Raw genomic sequence first — 24002 nt, 5'->3', positions numbered from 1 at the left:
TCGCGTGCAAAGAGAAGTGCGGTCTTTGGGAGACACTGCGTTGCGGTGAGGGGGTCGCAGTCTTGGCGGTGAGGCAGTCCGGTCTTGGGGTCTCCCCAAGTGGAGGAACTGCCGAACCCGTAAGGGTTTCCGCCGATTGCGATCCCCCGAACCCGTTCGCTGAAAGCGTTCCCGAAGCGTAGGGAGGTTCCCTCGTTGAGTGCAAGTGTCGTCTTTGCCCCTTCGGGTGACGCTCCTGCGTCGCTCTAAGCGTTCGCGTAGCGTCTCGTAGAGAAGCTATGCCGTAGGCTTTACGCTACGAAGATCGGAAGTTTCAACTCGACGGGAACCGGAGCCACTCCGGTCTTGGGGTCTCACGCCACTCCCCTCAAGTCGGGAAACCCCTTCGGGTTCGCCAGTTGCCTGCGGAGGGTAACCCTCCGGCAGCACTGGACTCACCGCCCACAGGGGTGGCTCCCCAAGTGGAGGATGTGGCATCCAAGACTTGAACTTCCTCACCAAGTGGAGCAACTTCGGAGTGTTTCCCCCGTTGAGCGAACTGGCGTAACTGAGAAAGGTTAAAGGGAAGTTATTTGTTTTTCCCCTTACAACTTTGCCTTGTCCCAATCCCCAATCATCATAATTTCCTCAGAAAGCCCTTAGATTTCTTCTCTATAGTGTCAATAGAGTTCAGCACTGGAAGATAGTAACGCTGTTTCAGCAACTGACAAAACCCAGTCTAATGCAGAATTCTAAACACTCAAGTATAGATCATCAGGAGACTTAAAATTATGGCACTCGTTCGTTGGGAACCTTTCCGAGAAGTTGAAAGTTTGCAGCGGCAGTTAAACCGCTTGTTTGATGAGATAGCACCGACAGGTCGTAGAGAAGAGGAAGGCATTGCCTTTATTCCCTCCGCAGAGATTCAAGAAAACCCCGATGCGGTTCATCTCAAGGTAGAAATTCCCGGTGTAGACCCCAAAGACCTAGATGTGCAAGTATCGCCAGAGGCAGTGTCTATTTCCGGTGAGCGGAAATCAGAAATCAAAACGGAAGAAAGAGGCATCACCCGCACCGAATTCCGCTATGGCAGGTTTCAGCGCGTAATTCCGTTGCCTACCCGTGTCCAGCACGATCAGGTGCAAGCAGAATACAAAGATGGCATTCTCAAGCTGAGGCTGCCCAAGGCTGAAGAAGATAGGAACAAGGTTGTGAAAGTAAACTTAGGTGACGGGCACAGGGGCAACGGGCAAGGGCAGTGACGCAATGTTTTCCAAAGCACTCCCTTAAGAGCAGGAGGTGACAACATGATTACAACAGCAATGGGCGAACTTAGCCTCCCAGTTAGCGATGCCTTCTCTTTCAGAGACGCTACCGCGAACGGCACACCTGAAGGTGAACGAGACCATATCCGAGGGCCAAAAAACGCACCCGTCACCCTCGTGAAATACGGCGACTATGAGTGTCCCTATTGCGGTCGTGCCCATTTCATCGTCAAAGAACTCCAGCAGTTGACCGGGGATCTCATGCGCTTTGTCTACCGCCACTTCCCGTTAACTAGCGTGCATCCCCACGCCGAGCAGGCAGCAGAAGCAGCAGAAGCCGCTGGGGTGCGAGGTAAGTTCTGGGAGATGCACGACCATCTCTTTGAACATCAACAGGCGCTCGATCGCAAACATCTAATAGAATATGCTGCTAACCTCGGTCTTGATGTGCCTCGGTTTAGTCACGAACTCGCCGAGCACGCCCACGCAGCCAAGATACGCGAAGACTTACTCAGCGGAATCCAGAGCGGGGTCAACGGCACGCCGACTTTTTTCATCAACGGTGTGCGCCACGATGGCTCTTACGACCTCCGCTCATTGTTAGCCGCGATTCAAAACGCAGCCGAATCCTGAGTGCTAAGGAGCCAGAGGGCAGAAGGTTCAAGGATAGATTCTTCCCTCTGCCAAAAGGTCACAAGCCCACGCCAGTTTGCTCAAGTCGGGAAATCCTTACTTTCAGAAGCCGTTGTTAAATCCCCCTAAATTTATTTATGGGGATTCCCCTTCTGCCCTTTGCCTCCTGCCCTCTGCCTTCTTAATACCATTTATTCAACTTGTCCTGAATCCAAACTCTCAATTTTTTATCTCAATCTTTTCAATTTTTTATCTCAATTTTTGAAGGAAGTTGTTAACGATGGCAAAAATCGTTGGTATTGATCTAGGAACTACAAATTCCTGTATAGCCGTAATGGAAGGTGGACAACCCATCGTCATTCCGATCACAGAAGGCGGTCGCACAACTCCGTCTGTGGTTGCCTACACCAAGAAGGGCGAAAAACTTGTCGGGCAAATTGCCAAGCGCCAGGGTGTAATGAACCCAGAAAACACCTTTTATTCAGTTAAGCGGTTCATCGGGCGCAGGTATGATGAAGTCACCCAAGAGGCAAAACAAGTTACTTACAAAGTGGCACGTGACAGTAATGGCAATGTCAAGCTACACTGCCCCGCTCTGAACAAGGAATTTTCACCCGAAGAAATCGCGGCTGAGGTAGTCCGCAAGCTAATAGATGATGCCAGCACATATCTGGGGGAACCAGTGAGGCAAGCGGTAATTACCACCCCTGCCTATTTCAATGACTCTCAACGGCAGGCTACCAAAGATGCCGGTAGAATTGCCGGGATTGAAGTTCTGCGAATTATCAACGAGCCAACGGCGGCTGCCCTCGCCTACGGACTTGACAAGAAAACCAATGAAACCATCCTAGTCTTTGACTTAGGTGGTGGAACGTTTGACGTGTCTATCCTAGAAGTGGGTGATGGTGTGTTTGAAGTGAAAGCTACCAGTGGCGACACCCACTTGGGCGGTGATGACTTTGATAAGAGAATCGTAGACTGGCTAGCAACCGAATTCCAGCGTAACGAAGGCATCGATCTGCGTAAAGACAAACAAGCCCTGCAACGCCTCACCGAAGCCGCAGAAAAAGCCAAAATTGAACTGTCAGGAGCAACACAGACAAACATTAACTTACCTTTTATTACCGCAACCCCGGAAGGCCCGAAACATCTAGATGTGACCTTAACGCGGGTACAGTTCGAGCAAATGTGCGCCGATTTGTTCGATCGCAGCCGCATTCCCGTCGAACAAGCTCTGCGCGATGCTAAACGGAGTCCCGCAGATATTGACGAAGTAATCCTAGTGGGTGGTGCAACTCGAATGCCGGCTGTCCAGCAACTGGTACGGCAGATAATAGGCAAAGACCCGCACCAGGGTGTCAACCCGGATGAAGTCGTAGCAGTGGGTGCAGCGATTCAGGCGGGTGTGCTTGGGGGTGAGGTAAAAGACGTACTGCTCCTAGATGTTACGCCGTTGTCGCTGGGTGTTGAAACTCTAGGTGGCGTGACGACCAAGATCATTCCGCGCAATACCACTGTCCCAGTGAAGAAGTCCGAGGTGTTCTCAACGGCGGCTGACGCACAAACAAACGTAGAAATCCATGTTCTGCAAGGTGAACGCGAAATGGCATCCGACAACAAGAGCCTGGGAACCTTCCGACTAGATGGGATTCCTCCAGCTCCCAGAGGTATGCCACAGATCGAAGTTACCTTTGACATTGATGCTAACGGGATTCTGTCAGCAACTGCCAGAGAAAAAGCCACAGGTAAAGAACAGTCCATTAGCATCACAGGTGCGTCTACCCTCGATAAATCTGAAGTTGAGCGGATGGTGAAAGAAGCCGAGCGCAATGCGGAAGAAGACCATAGGCGGCGCGAACAAATTGATACCAAAAATATGGCGGATTCCGTCGCCTATCAAGCCGAGAAACAACTTCAGGATTTGGGCGACAAAGTGCCACCAGCAGACAAGTCCCGCGTGGAAGGATTAATTCGAGACTTGCGTCAGGCAATTGAGCAGAACAACATTGATCGCATGAAGTCCCTCACTAACGAAATTCAACAAGCCCTGATGCAAATCGGCACTGCGGTCTATTCACAAGCAGGTGCATCTCCAAACGGTGGTACTTCAACAGACCGTCAAGGCGGCGGTGAAGATGTCATCGATGCAGACTTTGTGGAACAAAAGTAACAAGACGCAGCGAGCAGTCCGTTGCTCTGGTTCTCAGAGTTAAAGGAACTGCTTTAGCGAGCCTGCGTGCGTCACCCTCTGGGTGACGCAGTGAAATTATCAAATACTCTCTTCCTATCCCCACGTCCTTAAATCTGCGCCACATTTCGTGATGTTATCTAGTTTTTTAATTTGGAGTAATTTTTATGACTTCTACATCTGAAAAAACCGCCCTCAAAAGTGTCTCTGCTATCTTCAAAGATGAGAAGAAGATGCAAGAAGTGGTTGAGCGTCTAATCGATCGCGGCGTTCCCAAAGATAACATTTCGATTATTGGTCGCGACTTCCACGCCGAAACTCGTATCTCCGGATTTGTGACTAAACAAGATGTGATCTTGGATGGACTCGCCACCGGAGCAATTTTTGGATCGCTGTTTGGTTCTCTGTTGGCTTTACTTACGGGTGTGGGTGTGTTGTTCATTCCCTTTTTGGGAACCGTAGTAGCAGCAGGCCCTTTGGGAGCAGCATTATTAGGAGCGGCAGGCGGTGCTTTATATGGTTCCTTGGGAGCAGGCATTGGAGCTGCCTTAATTGCAATGGGTATGCCGGAGGACAAAGCTACTATTTACGAAACACGCCTGAAAGCAGGTGAGTTTTTACTGGTCGCGGAAGTGCCACAAGAACAAGCAGACGAAGTTGTCTCACTGTTAGAAAGTGCGGGTGCGGAAGAAGTCGCTATCACTGACATGAAGATTCCCCGTCAACCAAAAGGTGAACTGGCAGATAATGAGCAGATTTCACCAGAAATTAGAGCAAATCTGTCGGACGACGCGCAAAAAACTTTTGTTGATACCTACAATCGGTCGTTCAGAGAAGCCAATGGAAAAGATAATGCCTTGACAAAGGCTTGGGATCGGGTCAAACAGATGTTCGATCGCGACGAAAAAGGCACTTATTCCAGGTCTAAAGTCAGATCGTAAATTTCCAGAGTTGCGATCGCCTACGGTGGGGCGTAGCCCATTGCAACGAAAAAAGCACTTATTCCAGTCACAAAACAACTTAAAAAACTAGGAGAACCATCATGAACTGATATCACCGACTCCTTAAAGGGCTGCAAGTTTTGATCGTAGGCTTTCTTTTTTCCTCCCTTGAGTACTTGTGGCAGCCAATGCGATGTTGTTGCGCCCCGTGAAACTAGCTGAGGGGGTCTGAAATGAAATTTAGTAGTTCAAACCATAAAAAGAGGATGAACAAGCTATGGTAAGCAATCGTGGAGTAGTCTATATAGGTCCTCGGAAAGTCGAGGTTCAAAGTATCGACTTCCCAAAACTAGTTGACCCTCGTGGCAAGAAGTGCGAGCACGGTGTCATTCTCAAGGTGGTCACCACGAACATCTGCGGTAGCGACCAGCACATCTACCGGGGCCGCTTCGCCGCTCCAGAGGGGATGACGCTGGGTCATGAGATTACTGGTGAGGTCGTCGAGGTGGGCCGGGACGTGGAGTTTATTAAGGTCGGCGATCTCGTCTCGGTTCCATTTAACGTCGCCTGCGGCCGCTGCCGCAACTGCAAGGAGCGGCACACCGACATTTGCATGAACACCAACCCTGACTTCCCGTGCGGAGCCTACGGCTTCAACCTGGGCGGCTGGCCAGGCGGGCAGACCGAGTACCACATGGTCCCCTACGCTGACTTCCAACTGCTGAAGTTCCCCGACAAGGACCAGGCGATGGAGCGCATCCATGACCTCACCCTCCTCTCGGACATCCTGCCCACGGGCTACCATGGGTGTGTCATTGCGGGAGTTGGAACGGGATCCACGGTGTACATTGCAGGGGCAGGACCGGTGGGTCGGTGTGCCGCCGCCAGTGCCCGCCTCCTAGGGGCCTCAGCCATCATCGTCGGGGACGTGAACCAGACCCGATTGCAGCTGGTGAAGAAGTCGGGTTACGAGACTGTGGACCTGACGCAAGACGTGCCGCTGGCCGATCAGATCGAGTCGATCCTTGGCGTTCGCGAAGTGGACTGCGGGGTGGACGCCGTGGGGTTCGAAGCCCACGGCCATGGGAAAGACGCTGGCGAGCAGCCGGAGGCTGTATTGAACGACCTGATGTCGGTGGTTCGCTTCGGCGGGGGAATGGGCATCCCTGGCATTTATACTAGCTCCGACCCCGGTGGTCCCACGGACCTGGCTAAGCAGGGGAAGTTGATCCTCGACTTCGGCAAGGCATGGATCAAGTCGCAGTTCGCCATGTGGGGGCAGTGCCCGGTGATGAAGTACCACCGACTCCTGATGCAGTCCATCCTCGGAGGCCGGATGGACTACCTGAGCGAGGTCACAAACATCGAGTTCATCTCGCTCGACCAAGCACCAGAGGCGTACCGGACATTCGACCAAGGGGCACCGAAAAAGTTCGTCATCGACCCGCACAACAGCACCAAGAAAGCTGCATAGAGCAGGATCATCCTGTGGCAGAAGCAGGTGTTAGAGCCTTTGAAATGAAGTTTAGCAGTTTTAAACCATAAGAGTAGCTCAAAGGAGAAACAACCATGACAACTGCAACCGCAACCCGAACTGACGAGGAAATCCAAAAGGATGTGCTGAATGAGTTGAAGTGGGATCCCCGCGTCCAGTCTACCGAAATCGGCGTGGTTGTCAAAGACGGTGTTGTTACGCTCACAGGCTGGGTCGATTCCTTTTACAAGCGGTGGGCTGCCGAAGAAGCTGCCCACCGCGTCCGTGGCGTACTGGCTGTGGCCAACGACATCGAGGTTCGGCTGCCGGTCTCTGCCGAGCGCACTGACGCCGACATTGCCGCAGCCGCCATTCATGCGCTGGAGTGGGATGCCGGCGTGTCCATCGATAATCTCGACGTCACGGTCTCCAAGGGCTGGGTCACGCTCAGGGGTGTGGTCGAGTGGGAGTACCAGAAGCACGATGCCGAGCGGGTTGTCCGCCGCCTGAAAGGCGTCAAAGGGGTGACCAACTTGCTCACCATCAAGCCCCGCGTGTCGCCGTCGGAACTCAAGCAGAAAATTGAGCAGGCGCTGGTGCGCAGCGCGGAGACCGACGCGCTGCGGATCACGGTCGAGGTGGAGGGGAGCAAGGTCATCCTGAGGGGGGCGGTGCGCTCCTGGGCTGAGAAGCAAGAGGCGGAGCGGGCAGCGTGGTCGGCACCAGGAATCACCTCGGTGGAAAACCGGATCACGATCTCGCCCTAAGCCTGACCGTCAGAACGGCCGCCTCTACACACGCTGCCGCCGAAAAAGCCAGTGTATCGTAGCGGCGCATAAAAGTGAGATCTCCTGAGGACATCAGGAACGAGCCTGAGGATGGAGAGTGAGGATCGCATCGGCGCGTTCGCGCAGCGTACACAGAGTGTAATCGCTAACTTGCAAAAGAAAAGAATCTAATCAGGAGAACAAGCATGGAACAGCGTCGGTTTGGTTCCACAAAGCGTGAGGTCGCGGTGATCGGTCAAGGGACTTGGTACATCGATCGCTGTGATCGCGCCTCCGCAATCGCCACGCTGCGTCGAGGTCTCGATCTCGGCATGACCCATATTGACACCGCCGAGATGTACGGCATCGCCGAGGAAGTGGTCGTCGAGGCGATCGTCGGGCGACGCGATGAGGTCTTCCTGGTCTCCAAGGTACTTCCCGAGAATGCCTCTCGGCGCGGGACGATGGCGGCTTGCGAGAAGTCGCTTGCTCGCCTCAAAACTGATCGACTGGACTGCTACCTCTTGCACTGGCGCAGTCAGCACCCGTTGGAGGACACAATTGCCGCCTTCGAGCAGCTTCAGCACGAGGGGAAGATTCTCTCCTGGGGAGTTAGCAACTTCGATCTGCCCGACCTTGAAGAATTCCTTGGTGTGAGAAGCATGGCGTCGCCGTGGTCGCCTACAGCCCGTTCGGTCACGGCCACTTCCCAGATCCGCACACGACCGGAGGCTGCGTGCTGCAGGAAATCGCCGCCGCGCACAACGCGACCCCTCGCCAGGTTGCGCTTCGGTTCCTAGTGCGGCGGCCCTCGCTCTTCGCAATCCCCAAGGCCTCTAGCCCCGAGCACGCAGCCGAAAACGCCGGGGCTGGGGAGCTCCAGTTGACCGAAGCCGAGCTTTATCGATCCGATCAAGCTTTCCCGCCCGGTCCCCGTCCCCACGTGCTTCCAATGCTGTAGCTCGCCTGCAACCAACGAAGAGGCAAGGGAGCAGTCCGAGTGGAGCAGGGGAGAAGCCTTTGGTACAAGACCAAAGGAAAAACTAATGGGCTAGTGAAGGCTTAGAAGTAGATCGAACAATTGTTTGATCGCGATGAAAAAAACACCTATTCCAAACCCAAAACAAATTAACAAACAAGGAGAAGATTATGAACTCTACGACATTGAATCAGCCCAATCCTCAATCTCAGCAGGAGATTGAACAGGAGAGGCAAAAGGCAACGAATGAGGCTCAAAGTTCCCTAGATCAGGACGCAATCGCCGCGCTCAAAGAAACTCGCAATGCAATCAACGCCATTGACCAGGGAAATACTCAAGAAGCACTTCAAGCTCTGGAACGGGCAACTGGAAAACTTGATATTCTCCTGGCACGCTACCCTGAACTGGCTCTGGTTCCTGTGTCAACTCAGATAACCATTATCGATCTTGCCCCTCGGGATTTTGATTTGATTGAGCCAATTCGCGATGAAGCTAAGAGGGCTGTGAATGAGGAAGATTTTCCGACTGGGCGTGCACTGTTGCACAACCTAGTGAGCGAGATTCGCACATCAACCGTCAATCTGCCACTTGAGACGTATCCTGATGCCATGAAGGAGTCCGCCCGATTGTTGCATCAAGGGAGAACCGATGAAGCCAGAGCGGTAATGCAACTGGCACTCTCAACTCTGGTGGTGACAGAACAATCTCGACCCATTCCACTGATTAATGCCCTTACTGAACTAGCTGCTGCAATGGCTTTAGCCGCTCAGGGACAGGATCAACAGAATCAGGACCAGCAAAATCGGGACCAAGTACTGCGGTTGCTGGAAGATGCTCGCACCCAACTCAAGCTTGCGAGAGAACTGGGCTATGCTAGACGTGATCCCGAGTACAAAGAACTTGACCGGGCAATCAGAGACATTGAGCGGCAAATCAGGGCAAAGGAGAAAACAGAAAGTCCATTTGCCAAACTCCGGGAAAAGTTCTTTAGTTTCTTCAACCGGGTGTCCAGAGTCAACAGACCATCTCATGAAAGTCAGCAAACCCAAAGTCAGCAAACAGCTAATGCTTGATTGGGTTTAAACCTATCAAGGTGAGGGTTAGCCATGCTGCAACCCTGATCAACAGTGGCAACTTGCAAAACACCGATTTGGATAAGGTTTCCAAATCGGCAACAATTCTCTACAGCACGCTTGTGAACAAAGAAAGGGTATAAGGGTGTGGGGGAGCCACTGCGGTGGTGTTAGCGTAGCGGTAGCGACGCAGGAGCGTCGGCAGTTCCTTCTGGGGGTTTCCCCCAGAAGGAACTGCCGAAAGGGTTTCCCGGCATAAAGCACCTAGTGTCGGGTTAAGCGCGTTGTAGCGACTGGCATCAAGTGGCGTTGTAGGGGAAAACCCGAATAATCCTTAGACCCAAAAAGGTACAGATGTTTGATCGCGACGAAAAAGGCATCTATCCCAGGTGCAAAGCAAGTTTACAAACCAGGAGAATGATCGTGAACCAATATCACAGATTCTTTAGAAGGCTGCAAGTCCTGTTAGTGGGTATTCTTTTCTCCACGCTTTTATTCATCGCTCCCGTTCATGCAGTTAGCTCTGCTGCGGTATCTCCTGAAAGATTGAATCAGCTTGATACTAGTCTTCAGCAGGAGATTGAAAAGGAGAGGCAACAGGCAACAGCTGAGGCTGAAAGTAAACTGGATCGAGAAGCGATCGCCGCAATCGAAGAAACTAAAAAAGCGATCGCTGCCATTGAGCGGGGAAAGACTCAAGAAGCAATTGCTGCCCTAGAACGAGCAACTGGAAAAATTGACATTCTAGTAGCACAATACCCTAAACTAGCTCTAATTCCGGTGGCGGCTCAGGTAGCGATAATCGATTTTGCCCCTCAGGATTTTAATTTGGTTGAGCGAATTCGCAAACAAGTTAAGGCTGTTGTAATTGCAGAAGATTTTCCGGCGGCTCGCGAACTGTTGAACAACCTGATGAGCGAGATTCGCACAGCAATCGTCAATCTGCCATTAGAGAGATATCCAGATGCAACAAAGCAGGCAGCTCGGTTGTTGAACGAAGGCAAAATTGATGAAGCCAAAGGCGTGCTGCAACTTGCGCTCTCAACTTTAGTGGTGACAGAACAAGCTCGACCCCTGCCGCTAGTCAAAGCCCATACCGATCTAGTGACTGCGGTTACTTTAGCAGAGAAGGATCGTGACGCAGCACAGAGGTTGCTAGAAGATTCTCGTACCCAACTCAAGTTAGCTCAAGAACTAGGATATGCCAGAGGCGATCGCGAGTATGCAGCATTTGACAAAGCAATTAAAAATCTAGAGCGGCAAGTTAAGGCACGTGAGAACACAGCAGGCGCATTTGCCAAGCTTCAAGAACAATTTTCTAGTTTCTTCAACCGAGTATCCGAAGTCGTCAAACCAGGTGATTCCTCAAATAGGGCAGAAGCCAGGAGACGCGATTAACCCTTGTCTCTACAAGAATTAGAAGTAGAGACGCGATTCATCGCGTTTGTATAAGAGTGAGGAGTTTTATTTCCCCCTGCCACTCTGCCCACCCGTCCCATCGCGTTAATTTCAAGAGGTGCTGATGGTTGCAGCAACCGATTTCAAAGATTATTACGAAATTCTGGGTGTCAGTAAGAACGCCACTCCGGAGGATATCAAAAAAGCCTACCGGAAATTGGCACGGAAATATCACCCGGACTTAAATCCTAACGATAAGCAAGCGGAAGCGCGGTTCAAAGAAATTAACGAAGCTAATGAAGTGCTGTCCGACCCAGAAAAACGCCAGAAGTATGACCAGTATGGTCAGTACTGGCAACAGGCTGCGGCGGGTACACCTCCACCCAGAGGGGCGGGTACACAAGGTTATGATTTTAGCCAGTATGGCAACTTTAATGATTTCATTGATGAGTTGCTGGGAGGGTTAGGTCGCAGTGGCGGTCGTACAAGGCAGCGCACAGCTAATTATCGCACTACAAGAAGACCAGAAGGATTCCGGGAATACGCCGACTTTGGCTATGGAGAAGACCCCTTCGGCCGCTTCACTGAAGTTCCCGCACAGGATACGGAAGCAGCGATCGCCCTCACTTTTTCTGAAGCATTTCATGGTACACAGAAGCAGCTACAAATTGATGGAGAAACTATCACTGTTCGCATTCCGCCGGGTGTAAAACCGGGAAGCCGCATTCGAGTCAAAGGCAAAGGACAGATGAGTCCTTTTAGTCAGCAACGCGGCGATTTGTATCTGACAATTGAATTATTGCCCCATCTTTTCTTCAAATTTGAAGGCGACAATCTTGCTTGCGAAGTACCTGTCAGCCCAGAGGAAGCTGTACTTGGCGCACAAATAGATGTTCCTACGCCCGATGGCAAGGTAACGATGACGATTCCGTCCGGTGTGGATTCCGGCCAAGCACTCCGACTACGTGGCAAGGGCTGGCGCGATCCAAAAGGTAATCGTACCGCTTTGATCGTGCGGTTAAAAATTGTGACACCCAAAGATTTGAGTCCCCAAGAAAGAGAGTGCTATGAAAAATTGCGGCAGGTCAGTAGTTTTAATTCCCGTCAAGGCTTAACGGAGGTGCGGTTATGAGTTCTAACCTGAGTTTGTCTTGCGTGGTGTGGTCAGAAACAGGCGATCGCCTTTATAGTTTCGAGCAAGCCGCCTACCTCACCCAAACCTCGGTTTTATTGCTAGAACGATTTGCCCGCCTGGGATTAATTGAACCTGTAGGAATCATGCTGCGCCGACAGGATATCTTTCGCGTTGTGCAGATTCAAAGGTTGCACCGCGATCTGAACTTGAATTGGGTCGGAGCAGCAATGGTGCTAGATATGGTAACTGAAATTGACCAACTCAAGGCGCAACTGCGCGCCTACCGTGCTGAATTACAAATTCGTAATTAAGAGCGTTAACAAAATAATTTATTTCTCAGCTAAGGGGCACGATTATGCAACCAACCAATCCCGAGCAATTTACCGAAAAAGCCTGGGAAGCCCTTGTTCGTACTCCCGAAATTGCCAAGCAGTTTCAGCATCAGCAGATTGAGAGCGAACATTTGATGCTAGCGCTACTGGAACAGGAAGGACTCGCCAGTTCTATTTTCAACAAAGCTGGGGTGAATGTTCAAAAACTACACGAGCGCACTATCGACTTCATCAACCGTCAGCCCAAAGTATCGGAGGCTAGCAGTGGTTCGGTATACATCGGACACAGTTTAGAGAGGCTGCTCGATCGCGCCGAACAATACCGCAAAGAGTTTGGTGATGAATATATTTCTATTGAACATTTAATACTTGCCTTTGCCAAAGACGATCGCTTTGGTAAAGGGTTGTTTCAAGAATTTGGACTGGATGAAAAAAAACTCCGCAACATCATTCAACAGATTCGAGGGAGTCAAAAAGTGACAGATCAAAACCCGGAAGTTAAATATGAAGCGCTAGAAAAATACGGACGCGATTTAACCCAATTGGCACATGAGGGCATACTCGACCCAGTGATTGGACGAGATGAAGAAATTCGCCGCACGATTCAAATCCTTTCTCGTCGGACTAAAAATAACCCCGTACTGATTGGTGAACCCGGTGTCGGTAAAACAGCAATTGTAGAAGGATTAGCGCAGCGCATTGTCAGTGGTGATGTCCCGGAATCATTGCGCGATCGCAAACTAATAGCTTTAGACATGGGTGCGTTAATTGCCGGAGCCAAATACCGGGGAGAATTTGAAGAACGCCTGAAAGCTGTCTTAAAAGAAATCCAAGAAGCACAAGGACAAATCGTCTTGTTCATTGACGAAATTCACACTGTAGTTGGTGCGGGTGCAACGCAAGGATCGATGGATGCTAGCAACTTGCTCAAGCCGATGCTTGCTCGCGGCGAACTGCGCTGTATTGGTGCCACCACGCTAGACGAATACCGCAAGTACATTGAAAAAGATGCGGCTTTGGAACGTCGTTTTCAGCAGGTGTATATCGATCAGCCCAGTGTGGAAGATACCATCTCAATTCTGCGCGGTTTGAAAGAGCGCTACGAGTTACACCACGGCGTGAAGATTTCTGATAGTGCGTTAGTTGCGGCAGCTACTCTGTCTGCGAGATATATTAGCGATCGCTTCCTACCCGACAAAGCTATTGATTTGGTGGATGAAGCTGCGGCTAAACTAAAAATGGAAATTACTTCTAAACCAGAAGAATTAGACGAAATCGATCGCAAAATTCTGCAACTGGAAATGGAGCGGCTGTCACTGCAAAAAGAAACAGACAGTGCTTCCAGAGAGCGTTTAGAACGGCTGGAGAGAGAACTTGCGGAGTTAAAAGAACGCCAAGATGCTCTCAATGCTCAATGGCAGGCAGAGAAGCAAATTATCGATCGCATTCGCCAAATTAGACAAGAGATTGAGCGTGTCAATGTAGAAATTCAGCAAGCCGAACGCGATTACGACCTCAACCGGGCAGCGGAACTGAAATACAGCAAACTCACTGAGCTGCAACGACAACTAGAAGAAGCCGAAGCGCGACTAGCTCAAATCCAGACTAGCGGTAAATCTCTGTTGCGCGAAGAAGTCACCGAAGCTGACATTGCCGAAATTATCTCCAAGTGGACGGGTATTCCGGTGAGCAGACTGGTTGAATCGGAAATGCAAAAACTCTTGCATCTGGAAGAAGAGCTACATAAACGTGTGATTGGTCAGGACGAAGCTGTAAGATCTGCTGCCGACGCAATTCAACGTTCCCGTGCTGGGTTGGCAGACCCGAATCGTCCCATTGCCAGCTTTATTTTCTTAGGCCCGACCGGGGTGGGAAAAACAGAACTGGCAAAAGCTTTAGCGGAATATCTGTTTGATACCGAAGATGCACTGGTGCGGATCGATATGTCCGAATACATGGAGAAACACGCTGTTGCCCGTCTCATCGGTGCGCCTCCAGGTTACGTGGGCTATGAAGAAGGCGGACAACTCACCGAAGCGATTCGCCGCCGACCTTATTCTGTAATTCTGTTTGACGAAATTGAGAAAGCTCATCCTGATGTATTCAACGTCCTGCTGCAAATCTTGGATGATGGTCGCCTAACTGATTCTCAGGGACGCACAGTAGATTTTAAAAATACGATCGCGATTATGACCAGCAATATTGGTTCAATATACATTTTGGATGTGGCAGGAGACGATAGCAAGTACGAACAAATGCGCGATCGCGTCATGGAAGCAGTGCGAGAAAGTTTCCGCCCCGAATTCCTCAACCGCATTGATGAAATCATTATCTTCCATAGCTTGCGGAAGGACGAGTTGCGCGAAATTGTCAAACTACAAGTGCAGCGTTTAGAGGAGCGACTGCGCGAGCGTAAACTCTCGCTCAAAATCTCCGACGAGGCTCTCGATTGGATTGTTCAGGTCGGTTATGACCCAGTTTACGGTGCTCGTCCCCTGAAGCGGGCGATTCAGCGAGAACTAGAAACTCCGATTGCCAAAGCGATTCTACGCGGCGAGTTCCACGAAGGCGACACAATCTACGTCCATGTGGAACACGAACGACTGGTGTTGAAGCGCTTATCACCTGAACTGGTCAATGCTTAGAGGGGGCAGAGGAGCACAAGGGAGAGATAACTCTTGTACAGACAAGGGTTAATCGCGTCTCTCTTTCAAGATTTAACAACATATCAAAACATTTTTGGAAAAGCTATGACTTCTGAAGATTTTAAAGAAACCAGAACAAATTCAGCATTGGCAATTGTCTTAGGTGTTTTGATGATTCTGCTGGGAATTGCAGCGATCGCAGAACCATTTATTGCCACTATTGCCATCACAATCGTATTCTCCTGGACTTTAATTATTGCTGGCATCGTCCGAATTGTTCATGCATTTCAATCACGTCACAAACGAGGCTTCTGGACAACACTAGTAGTTGGTATTCTATACGTAATTGGTGGAATTTTGTTGATTAGCAACATCTTTGGTGCTGCGCTCTCTCTCACCTTAGCTTTTGGATTTATCATTTTTATTGAGGGTGTATTGGAGGTAATTGCAGCATCTCAAATGCGTCGAGATCCAAACTGGGGTTGGGTACTATTTAGCGGTATCATGGCTATTATTCTAGGGATTTTGATTCTGTATCAATGGCCTGTCAGCACAGTTTGGGTATTGGGAGTATTTGTAGGGATTAATTTTTTGTTGACGGGCCTCTGGATGATCATGCTTTCATTAGCTTCTCGTAGTCTTCCTGACTATAGGGCAAGAGTTTAAAGCAGTTATCAGTTATCAAAGTTTAAGTTGGAGATTTAGACCCCAACTCAAAAGTAGCACGCAATAGTGGTGAGGAACTTTGACTCCCAACTGAAAAACAGTTTACTGTTAACTATTTACTAATTTGTTGAAATAACTTTCGGTTTTATTGGTGAGCTAGTGCTGCCTCACTGAAATAAGGATAATATGATTACAACAGATAAAAAGCACGCTGTTGGAGTATTTACTAACCGTAAAGCAGTGGAGCAATCAGTTAATGAATTGAAAGCCTCAAGCTTTCCAATGGAAAAAGTTGCGATTTTTGCAAAATTTGCAGATCGCATAAATTCTATTGGCGAAGTATCAGTCAGTTCGCGTATCAACAATCAAAGTGTAGATATAACTGGAGCAGTTGGTGACGCTTTAACTACAAGTTTTTGGGGAAGCGTATTAGTTGGTCTTAGCAGTTTGGTACTTCCTGGCGGTATTGGAGTAATAATTGCAGTCGGTTCGGTTGGAACAGCATTCATTATCAGTGTAGCGGGTGTTGCAGTTAGTACTATAGCCACAAATCATTTAGTAAAGGTGCTAGCTAGTTTAGCTATTCCTGAAGACCGAGCTAGACGTTATTGCGATCGCATCCAGTGCTGTGAATATTTACTAATACTAAAAGGCAAAGATGAGGAGATTCAAAATGCTGAAGTCATTTTGAAGAAGCATGATATTAACTATTGGGGTATCTATGAGCTACCACAGGTTTAAATAAGCCTTCTTGGGTGGCCGCCGAGATACAGATACCGTTGGCGAAATATTGCTTAACAAAAAAACGGTGGATTTACCGTGTATTACTTGGAAAAGATAGATATCCCTTTTCGTGTATTACACGGGAGAAAAAAATTAAGTCAGATGCCTCAATAATCAATAAACTAGAAGAAATACTTATGGAGGCAGTATATGTGCTTACATCCCGAAGAACTTCCTCCTATTCCTGATGAAACGGTACGTGTAGCCAAAGCCGCGTTCCCCAAAGGTAATTTATATATGCGACTGCGTGATGAACTTGGAGTCTTTTATAAGGATGAAGATTTCGCATCACTGTATCCACAACGGGGTCAGCCAGCGCAAGCACCTTGGCGGTTGGCGATGATACTGGTGATGCAATATATAGAGAATTTATCTGATAGACAAGCAACTCTTGCAGTGCAAGGGCGGATTGAGCGAAGGTGCTTCTGCGCCTTTGGTGGGTGCAGACCGTGAGAAGAGTCGGCGCGAAAAACAAACACTTGTCTAGGGCTTGTTCGAGAATGTTGCAAGGAGAATCATGGACGACAATCAAGAACGACAAGACTTCGATCTAACCGAAAGCGATGAGCAACTCAGCGCGGACGAAAAAACAATACTCGACGAACTCGGTATTGTTGGTGCTGCTCGCCGAAAATTCTTGGGGCAAAATATGGCTGCGGCACTCGGCACCTTCGCCTTCCACCTGCTGGCTAAAGAGGAGGTCTTTGCCACGCTCGCCGCTTCGCCCGACGCAGTGTTCGCTTCGACCGCTGGGGTGGAAAACGCCGTTAATGTCCTGTTGAAAATCAACGGCTCTACTCAACGCCTGGAAGTGGATTCGCGCACGGTGCTGCTCGATGCTCTACGCGAAAGACTTGGATTGACCGGCACCAAAAAAGGGTGCGATCAAGGACAGTGCGGTGCTTGTACAGTGATCGTTGACGGACGACGCGTGCTTTCGTGTCTGACACTTGCCGCGAGCTGCGAGGGAAAAGAGGTGACGACCATCGAAGGGCTGGCTGACGCCGACAATCTTCATCCGATGCAGGCGGCGTTCATCAAACACGACGGCTTCCAGTGCGGCTACTGCACGCCGGGGCAGATATGTTCGGCAGTGGCGCTTTTGCAGGAAGCCAAAAACGGCGACGTGAGTCACGTCACTAACAATTTGCGGACGAGTCCCCAGAATTTAGAACTCTCTGATGAAGAAATCAGAGAACGCATGAGCGGCAACATTTGCCGTTGCGGCGCTTACCCAGGAATCGTTGCGGCAATCAGAGAAGTTAATTCCGGGCGCGAAACAGCCCAGACCGGGCATTTCTCTACTGATCAAGAAATTGCCGTGGCCGTAAATCAGGAGGGCAAAGCCGATGAAATCGTTTAAATATTCTAGCGCAACCGACGCAGCAAGCGCCGTTGGCACCGTTTCCGCTAATCAAACGGCACAGTTTCTCGCAGGCGGGACAAATTTGATTGATTTGATGAAAGAATACGTCGAGCGTCCCAGCGAACTTGTTGACATCTTAGGTTTGAATCTGGCGGAAATTCGATCGACCTCGAACGGAATTTCTATCGGCGCGTTAGCCAAAAATACTGATACGGCTAACCATGCGCTCGTCCGGCAAAATTACCCGCTTCTGTCAATGGCGATTTTAGCTGGTGCCACCGTACAGCTTCGCAATATGGCGACCAACGGGGGAAATTTAATGCAACGCACCCGTTGCCAGTATTTTTACGACATCGCTATGCCGTGTAACAAACGCGAGCCTGGCAGCGGATGTGGAGCGCTTCAGGGACTTAATCGCATTCATGCCATTTTTGGCTACAGCGATAAATGCGTGGCAACTTACCCAGGCGATATGGCGAATGCGCTTTATGCGCTTGACGCAGTAGTGAGGATTCGCGGCACGAACGGGCAAGAACGCACAATCCCGATCCAGGATTTTCATCGCTTGCCGGGCGACACGCCGGAAAAAGATAACAATCTTCAGCATGGGGAATTGATCGTCGCCATCGAAATGCCGAGGAATAACTTCGCCGACAAGTTTTATTACCTAAAAGTTCGCGATCGCACTTCATATGCTTTCGCACTGGTTGCCGTGGCTGCTGCTTTAGAAACAAGAGGCAACAACATCAAACAGGCACGCGTTGTTTTGGGAAGCGTCGCGCATAAACCTTGGCGTTCAGGCGAAGCGGAAAGAGTTTTGATCGGAAAACCAGCGACGGAAGAAACTTTTCGGGCTGCTGCCGAAGTAGCTTTCAAAGATGCGAAACCGCTTGAACATAACGGTTATAAAGTCGAACTCGGAAAACGCGCCATTGTTCTCGCTTTGCAGCGAGCGATGTCGGGCGGTGTTGTGTAAGTAGGGAGAATAAAAGAAATGGCAAGATACATCGGAAAAGAAATGAGCCGCGTAGACGGCATCGCAAAAGTGACGGGCAAGGCAAAATACGCCGCAGAATTTCAGGTTTCCAATCTCGCTTACGGTTTTATCGTGCTGGGAACCGTAGCAAAGGGCACGATTAAATCAATCGACACGCGTGAGGCTGAACGCGCTGCGGGCGTAATTCGCGTCTTCACGCACCTGAACGCACCAAAGCTTGATCCGAAGTTTTCCACGGTGCAGGCTCCGTCGCGCGCTACCGATGAGCAAGACAAGTCGTTTCGGGCGCTCCAGTCCGACAAAATCTTCTTCAATATGCAGCCTGTGGCACTCGTCGTCGCCGAGACATACGAGCAAGCGCGTTATGCGGCACGTCTGGTCAAAGTCTCCTACAACACAGAGCCGCACACGACCGACACCGAGGCGGTGCGAGCGATCGCGCGCGTCCCCACCCAAGGGTCGCCTCTAAAGCCGCGCGGTAATCCCGAAGAGACGATGCGTACAGCAGCGATTGAGACTCAGCCGTTAGTTGTTGAACATACTTTAACGCGCGGTAATCCCGAAGAGACGATGCGTACAGCGGCTGTGAAGGTAGAGGCCGAGTACCGCATTCCTATCGAGCACCACAACCCCATAGAGCCGCACGCGGCCATCGCGGTCTGGCAAGGCGACAAGCTCACGATCTTCGACAAGACGCAGGGGGTCTATGGCGTGCGCGCACATTTGGCTTCGAGCTTCGGCGTGCCCGAGGAAAACGTGAGCGTGCTTTCGCCCTTCGTCGGCGGGGCTTTCGGATCGTCGCTGCGCCCGAACTATTATCCGGCGCTGACAGCGATGGCTGCCCGGGAACTCAAACGCCCAGTCAAGGTCGTCTATACGCGCACACAAATGTTCACTGGCCACGGCTATCGTCCGTACACGATTCAGAAGGTCGCGCTCGGCGCAGAGCGATCGGGAAAGCTCTCCACGATGATTCATGAAGTCGTACACAACACCTCCAACATCGAGGAGTTCTCAGACGAAACCACGCTTTTCACGCGCCAGGTCTACGCCTGCCCGAACCTCTACGCGCCGCTGAAGATTACCAACACTGACCTCCCCACCCCGACCTGGATGCGTGCACCGGGGGCCGTTAGCGGTATGTTCGCGCTCGAATGCGCGATGGACGAGCTGGCCTACGCGCTCAAGATCGACCCGCTCGAACTACGGCTGATCAACTACGCCGAAGTAGACCCCGAGAGCGGCAAGCCATTTTCGAGTAAGGCGTTACGGGAGTGCTATCGGCTCGGCGCGGAAAAATTCGGTTGGAAGAAGCGCCAGTTTGAGCCGCGCTCAATGCGCGACGGACGCCTACTCGTCGGTTGGGGTATGGCAACCGGCGTCTGGGGCGCTTTCCAGATGCCTGCTGCCGCCCTCATCACGCTGCGAGTGGATGGCACGGCGCAAGTTGCTAGTGCGACCAGTGACATCGGCCCCGGCACCTACACCGTGATGACCATGATCGCTGCTGAGTATCTGGGGCTGAAGTTGGAGCAGGTGAAATTTGAACTCGGCGACACGAAGTTCCCTCTGGCACCGTCGCAGGGGGGATCTTGGACGACGGCGAGCGTCGGCTCGGCCGTGCGCGGCGCGGCTCTGGCCATCGGCACGAAGTTGCTCGCACTCGCAAACCAGGAACCGAATTCTCCGCTCAAGGGAGCAGCCGCCGCCGATGTCGAGATGCTCGACGGGAGACTGCGACTAAAAAGCGACCCGTCGCGTTTCGTCAATATCTCTGGAGTGATGAAGCGTAATGGTCTCACCGCAATCACGGAAACATTCGAGTCGCGTCCCTCAGAGGAGCGCGAGAAGTATGCGACGTTGGCGCACGGCGCGCAGTTCATTGAAGTGAAGGTCGATCCGGATGTGGGGACTGTCCACGTTACGCGGGCCATTGAAGTGACTGCCAGCGGCAAGATCATGAATCCGAAGGCCTCGCACAGCCAGGAAATTGGCGGCGTTGTCTGGGGCATCGGCATGGCACTGCAAGAGGCGACTGAAATCGACCATCGTTACGGGCGGATCATGAACCCGAATTTGCAGCACTACCATGTGCCGGTTAATGCCGATATCTTGGAGATCGAAACGATCTTTGTTGAGGAGGACGATAAAATCGTCAATCCGCTCGGTGTTAAAGGCATGGGCGAACTCGGTATGGTCGGAATTCCGGCGGCGATCGCCAATGCGGTTTTTCACGCGACCGGCAAGCGAATCAGAGATTTGCCCATCACGCCTGACAAACTCTTGTAGAATTTGCTGCCGCAAATTTAGCGCTATTACATAGTTTCGTAAGTGAGCAATAACTATATGAACGAGTTACAGCATATCCTGCAAGCATTTGTACATACCCAAAAGTCAGCACAGCGTAGTGCTTTAGCAATGGTAGTACAAACAAGTGGCTCGGTTTATCGCCGACCAGGGGCGAGGATGTTACTGCTTGAAGATGGACAAATGATTAGTGCGATTAGCGGTGGCTGTTTGGAAGGTGATGTTTTTGAACGGGCGCAATCGCTGATGTTTGGCGGTGGTGAACCGATAGTAGTAAGATATGACACTACATCGGATGAAGACATTGTATTTGGCTTTGGGTTGGGGTGTAATGGCGTTGTCGATGTTTTGATTGAATCTTTAGGTGATGAAACTGCTGCCAGCCAAATGTCTTTCATTCAAGATTGTTTGCAGTCTGGGCAAGTGGGAGCGATCGCTACTGTCTTTAAAATAGAGGGAGCGTCAGATATTACAGTTGGTTCTCGAATGATGCTGAAATCAGATGGCACTGTCATCAATCACGTTGCTAATATTTTCATTGCTCAAAAGATAGAAATAGACACTCACCAAGCACTGAGAAAAAAACAAACTTGCGTACAATCATATACTTTACCTCAAGGACGCGTTGATGTGTTGATTGAAGTAATTCATCCATTAGTACCACTGCTCGTATTTGGTTCTGGATATGATACGATTCCCGTGGTGCATTTGGCGAAACATCTGGGTTGGCACGTTACCGTAATTGACGATCGACCAGGGTATTTGAGGGGCGATCGCTTTCCTCAAGTTGACCAAATTCTCTGGTGCGAACTCAATGATTCCCACTCATACAAACATTTGCTGACACCGCAAACTGTAGCAGTTGTCATGACACACCGCTATCTAAGCGACCTAGCATTTCTCAAGACTCTGATTCCGTCCCAGGTGCGTTACCTGGGAGTGTTAGGCCCAAAACGCCGGATGCAAAAATTGTGGGATGATCTGTCTGAAGAAAATATCATTACCACATCTGCACAAGAACAACGAATTTATAACCCTGTAGGACTAGACATTGCTGCGGAAACACCCCAAGAAATCGCCCTGTCCATCGTGGCAGAAATTCAAGCTGTAATTGGCGGAGGTAGGGGTAGTTTCTTGCGCGAGCGCCCAGGCTCGATCCACTCTCTCTTAGAGCAACCATGTCTAACATTGGCATTATAATTTTGGCAGCAGGCGCTTCTACAAGGCTTGGTCAGCCTAAACAGATCCTAGCTTACCAAGGTAAATCACTAATTCGACATATCACGGAAGCGGCGATTAATTCTCAGTGTCGGCCAGTTGTTGTTGTGTTGGGTGCTTACGTCGAAACTATTGAGCCGCATCTGAGAAATTTAGATATCCACATTGTTTATAATCAAAAATGGTCAACTGGTATGGCCAGTTCCATTCGATGTGGACTAAATGCTATTGAGGCGATCGCATCTGAGATTGAAGCGATCGTACTGATGTTATGCGATCAACCGTTTGTTTCCTCCGACCTGATTAATCAACTTGTTACAAGATATCAAGCTACAAATTCGATGATAGTTGCTTCGGAATACGCGGGTATCCTTGGTGTTCCTACTATATTTCACAAAACGTTATTTTCAGAACTAGCTCTTCTTCAGGATGATATCGGTGCTAGAAAAATCATTCGTCAGCATTATTCAAACTGTTCAAGCATTTATTTTGCTGAGGGAGTTATTGATGTAGATACTCTTGAGGATTATGAACAACTTCACAAGCATCATCGTTAACAAGTTAAGCTTTAGGGCTATTAGTCAATAAGCAAAAGTATGCAATAGACTAGCATGAATGCTCATACGACTGTAAGGGATGTAGTCAGAAGTGGGTAGTTGCCCCGGCATACATCTATGCCAAGCGGACAGTTAATGGTTAAGCGTTGAGTACTAGCCAACAACTAGTTTTGACCACACCCGTTTTCAAAAATACTATTAAATCGAGATTTTCACAGTTCTGATTATATTAGTCTTTATAGCTCAGTTAACATACTCTCTAACGATTACTTAATCTATAAGTTGACTTCTAGCCATCCAGTACCTTTTACAAAGAGTTCTCCGAGACTAGACTACCTTGCTGTAAAGAAGGATCATCTTTGTTTTCTTCTTCTAGAAGTGCTTCAATTTGAGCAAAAAGCTTATTAATTTTTTTTAGCTTTTTCTCATCATTCCAAATTTTACTTTTTCTAAGTGCTTTGTATATTTTGTCAGCTTTTTCTTTTTGCTCTTGGTTATGAGATGATGGCTTATTTTCTGACTGTTGCTGAAGAATATTTACTACTAGAATCCTAATTTCAGATAGTGATAAACCTTCTGCGATCGCTTTATTTAAAACTTTCTGTCTTTCATCATCATTTTTTATCCGGTTGATTTCCTTAGCTTTTGTGTATTCAATTTCGCCTTTTTGCAATGCAGTTTGGATATCCAAATGGAGTTTGAGTAAAGGAAGACGATTAGCTACAAATGACTGCCAAGTAATTTTTCCTAACTTCGAGAATACATCTTGTATGATTCGTCCTTCTTCACTAACCATAACGTTATGGTTAGAATTACCTTTGCTTTCATTATTCATGTCATAGAGCAGTTTGACCACTGTCTCTTGGTCAATATCGAGTTCTTCAGCTAGTAATTCGAGAATTCCGATAGTTTCCTCGTAAGCATTGAGGTCTTCCCTTTGGAGGTTTTCAACTAAGCGTAGTTTACGAGCTTTTTTCTCGTCGCACTCAATAATGACTACGGGTATTGCCTCAAGTTTTGCTATTTCACAAGCTTTGAGACGGCGTTCACCAGCGACCAGCTCGTACTTGTCTTCCTGAATCTTTCTAACGACAATGGGTTCTAGTAACCCTACTTCCTTGATACTGTCAGCGAGTGATTTGAGTTTTACAGGGTCAAAATAACGACGAGGCTGACTCGGCGGAAGGATAATTTGAGATAAGGGTAAAGTGGAATCGGATAAAGATTTTTCTTCGTCATCTCCAAATAAATTATCCAGTCCGGTTAGTTTTTCTAGTTCGCGTTTTTGGCTCATACAAA

General features: G+C 49.6%; 20 protein-coding genes and 2 pseudogenes. 20 read left to right on the top strand and 2 right to left on the bottom strand.

The genetic code is table 11. The features are described from left to right. Positions 1 to 276: 276 nt before the first annotated feature. Complete coding sequence (locus ACEYW6_RS09515; protein ID WP_153228380.1) at positions 277 to 477, bottom strand: hypothetical protein; 201 nt, start codon at positions 475 to 477, stop codon at positions 277 to 279. A 293-nt stretch (positions 478 to 770) separates the two neighbouring features. On the opposite strand from ACEYW6_RS09515, the gene ACEYW6_RS09510 reads away from it, so the two are divergent. The 20 genes and pseudogenes from ACEYW6_RS09510 (at position 771) to ACEYW6_RS09415 (ending at position 22703) form a co-directional block, all read left to right on the top strand. Continuing rightward, entirely contained in the window at positions 771 to 1241 is a 471-nt protein-coding gene (locus ACEYW6_RS09510; protein WP_412979516.1) for an Hsp20/alpha crystallin family protein, read from the top strand. Between the two features lie 45 nt (positions 1242 to 1286). Beyond that, positions 1287 to 1877, top strand: coding sequence for a DsbA family protein (locus tag ACEYW6_RS09505; protein WP_412979515.1), 591 nt, complete (start codon positions 1287 to 1289; stop codon positions 1875 to 1877). 280 nt (positions 1878 to 2157) lie between these two features. Then, positions 2158 to 4047 carry a molecular chaperone DnaK gene (dnaK, locus tag ACEYW6_RS09500; protein WP_412979514.1) on the top strand — a complete coding sequence of 630 codons (1890 nt, stop codon included), beginning with the start codon at positions 2158 to 2160 and terminating at the stop codon, positions 4045 to 4047. Positions 4048 to 4232: 185 nt separating this feature from the next. Then, positions 4233 to 5006 carry a ChaB family protein gene (locus ACEYW6_RS09495; RefSeq protein ID WP_412979513.1) on the top strand — a complete coding sequence of 258 codons (774 nt, stop codon included), beginning with the start codon at positions 4233 to 4235 and terminating at the stop codon, positions 5004 to 5006. A 277-nt stretch (positions 5007 to 5283) separates the two neighbouring features. Next, on the top strand, positions 5284 to 6480 hold the full coding sequence (locus ACEYW6_RS09490; protein WP_163935437.1) for an alcohol dehydrogenase catalytic domain-containing protein: 1197 nt from the start codon (positions 5284 to 5286) through the stop codon (positions 6478 to 6480). Between the two features lie 95 nt (positions 6481 to 6575). Continuing rightward, positions 6576 to 7247 carry a BON domain-containing protein gene (locus ACEYW6_RS09485; protein WP_412979512.1) on the top strand — a complete coding sequence of 224 codons (672 nt, stop codon included), beginning with the start codon at positions 6576 to 6578 and terminating at the stop codon, positions 7245 to 7247. Between the two features lie 206 nt (positions 7248 to 7453). After that, positions 7454 to 8208: pseudogene (locus ACEYW6_RS09480) on the top strand (aldo/keto reductase). A gap of 188 nt (positions 8209 to 8396) precedes the next feature. Continuing rightward, a complete protein-coding gene (locus tag ACEYW6_RS09475) occupies positions 8397 to 9299 on the top strand; it encodes a YfdX family protein (protein WP_412979511.1) in 903 nt (300 codons plus the stop codon). A 423-nt stretch (positions 9300 to 9722) separates the two neighbouring features. Then, positions 9723 to 10697, top strand: coding sequence for a YfdX family protein (locus ACEYW6_RS09470; RefSeq protein ID WP_412979510.1), 975 nt, complete (start codon positions 9723 to 9725; stop codon positions 10695 to 10697). Between the two features lie 124 nt (positions 10698 to 10821). Further along, a complete protein-coding gene (locus ACEYW6_RS09465; RefSeq protein ID WP_412979509.1) occupies positions 10822 to 11829 on the top strand; it encodes a DnaJ C-terminal domain-containing protein in 1008 nt (335 codons plus the stop codon). Further along, on the top strand, positions 11826 to 12143 hold the full coding sequence (locus ACEYW6_RS09460) for a chaperone modulator CbpM (protein WP_412979508.1): 318 nt from the start codon (positions 11826 to 11828) through the stop codon (positions 12141 to 12143). Before ACEYW6_RS09465 ends, ACEYW6_RS09460 begins: the two co-directional genes overlap by 4 nt. 44 nt (positions 12144 to 12187) lie before the next feature. After that, positions 12188 to 14809 carry an ATP-dependent chaperone ClpB gene (clpB, locus tag ACEYW6_RS09455; protein ID WP_412979507.1) on the top strand — a complete coding sequence of 874 codons (2622 nt, stop codon included), beginning with the start codon at positions 12188 to 12190 and terminating at the stop codon, positions 14807 to 14809. A gap of 105 nt (positions 14810 to 14914) precedes the next feature. Beyond that, a complete protein-coding gene (locus tag ACEYW6_RS09450; protein ID WP_412979506.1) occupies positions 14915 to 15475 on the top strand; it encodes an HdeD family acid-resistance protein in 561 nt (186 codons plus the stop codon). Positions 15476 to 15661: 186 nt separating this feature from the next. After that, positions 15662 to 16216 carry a hypothetical protein gene (locus ACEYW6_RS09445; protein ID WP_412979505.1) on the top strand — a complete coding sequence of 185 codons (555 nt, stop codon included), beginning with the start codon at positions 15662 to 15664 and terminating at the stop codon, positions 16214 to 16216. 192 nt (positions 16217 to 16408) lie between these two features. Further along, positions 16409 to 16672: pseudogene (locus ACEYW6_RS09440) on the top strand (transposase); the annotation flags it as partial. 103 nt (positions 16673 to 16775) lie between these two features. Beyond that, positions 16776 to 17621, top strand: coding sequence for a 2Fe-2S iron-sulfur cluster-binding protein (locus tag ACEYW6_RS09435; protein ID WP_412979504.1), 846 nt, complete (start codon positions 16776 to 16778; stop codon positions 17619 to 17621). Further along, the gene (locus ACEYW6_RS09430) at positions 17608 to 18600 is read left to right on the top strand and encodes an FAD binding domain-containing protein (protein ID WP_412979503.1); all 993 of its coding nucleotides are present in this window, start codon (positions 17608 to 17610) and stop codon (positions 18598 to 18600) included. Before ACEYW6_RS09435 ends, ACEYW6_RS09430 begins: the two co-directional genes overlap by 14 nt. Positions 18601 to 18618: 18 nt before the next feature. After that, positions 18619 to 20910, top strand: a complete 2292-nt coding sequence (locus ACEYW6_RS09425) for a xanthine dehydrogenase family protein molybdopterin-binding subunit (RefSeq protein ID WP_412979502.1) — start codon at positions 18619 to 18621, stop codon at positions 20908 to 20910. A 57-nt stretch (positions 20911 to 20967) separates the two neighbouring features. Further along, positions 20968 to 22128: an XdhC family protein gene (locus tag ACEYW6_RS09420; RefSeq protein ID WP_412979501.1), complete on the top strand. Its 1161-nt coding sequence runs from the start codon at positions 20968 to 20970 to the stop codon at positions 22126 to 22128. Further along, entirely contained in the window at positions 22107 to 22703 is a 597-nt protein-coding gene (locus tag ACEYW6_RS09415; protein ID WP_041457394.1) for an NTP transferase domain-containing protein, read from the top strand. Before ACEYW6_RS09420 ends, ACEYW6_RS09415 begins: the two co-directional genes overlap by 22 nt. 307 nt (positions 22704 to 23010) lie before the next feature. Here ACEYW6_RS09415 and ACEYW6_RS09410 read toward each other — a convergent pair whose 3' ends face one another. Continuing rightward, entirely contained in the window at positions 23011 to 23997 is a 987-nt protein-coding gene (locus tag ACEYW6_RS09410) for a ParB/RepB/Spo0J family partition protein (protein WP_412979500.1), read from the bottom strand. Between the last annotated feature and the right edge of the window lie 5 nt (positions 23998 to 24002).

The organism is Nostoc sp. UIC 10607 (assembly GCF_047228265.1).
In the GTDB taxonomy this organism is placed as follows: Bacteria; Cyanobacteriota; Cyanobacteriia; order Cyanobacteriales; family Nostocaceae; genus Nostoc; species Nostoc foliaceum_A.
Note: the sequence above shows the minus strand (reverse complement) of the source record. Positions and strands in the feature narration are given on the sequence as shown.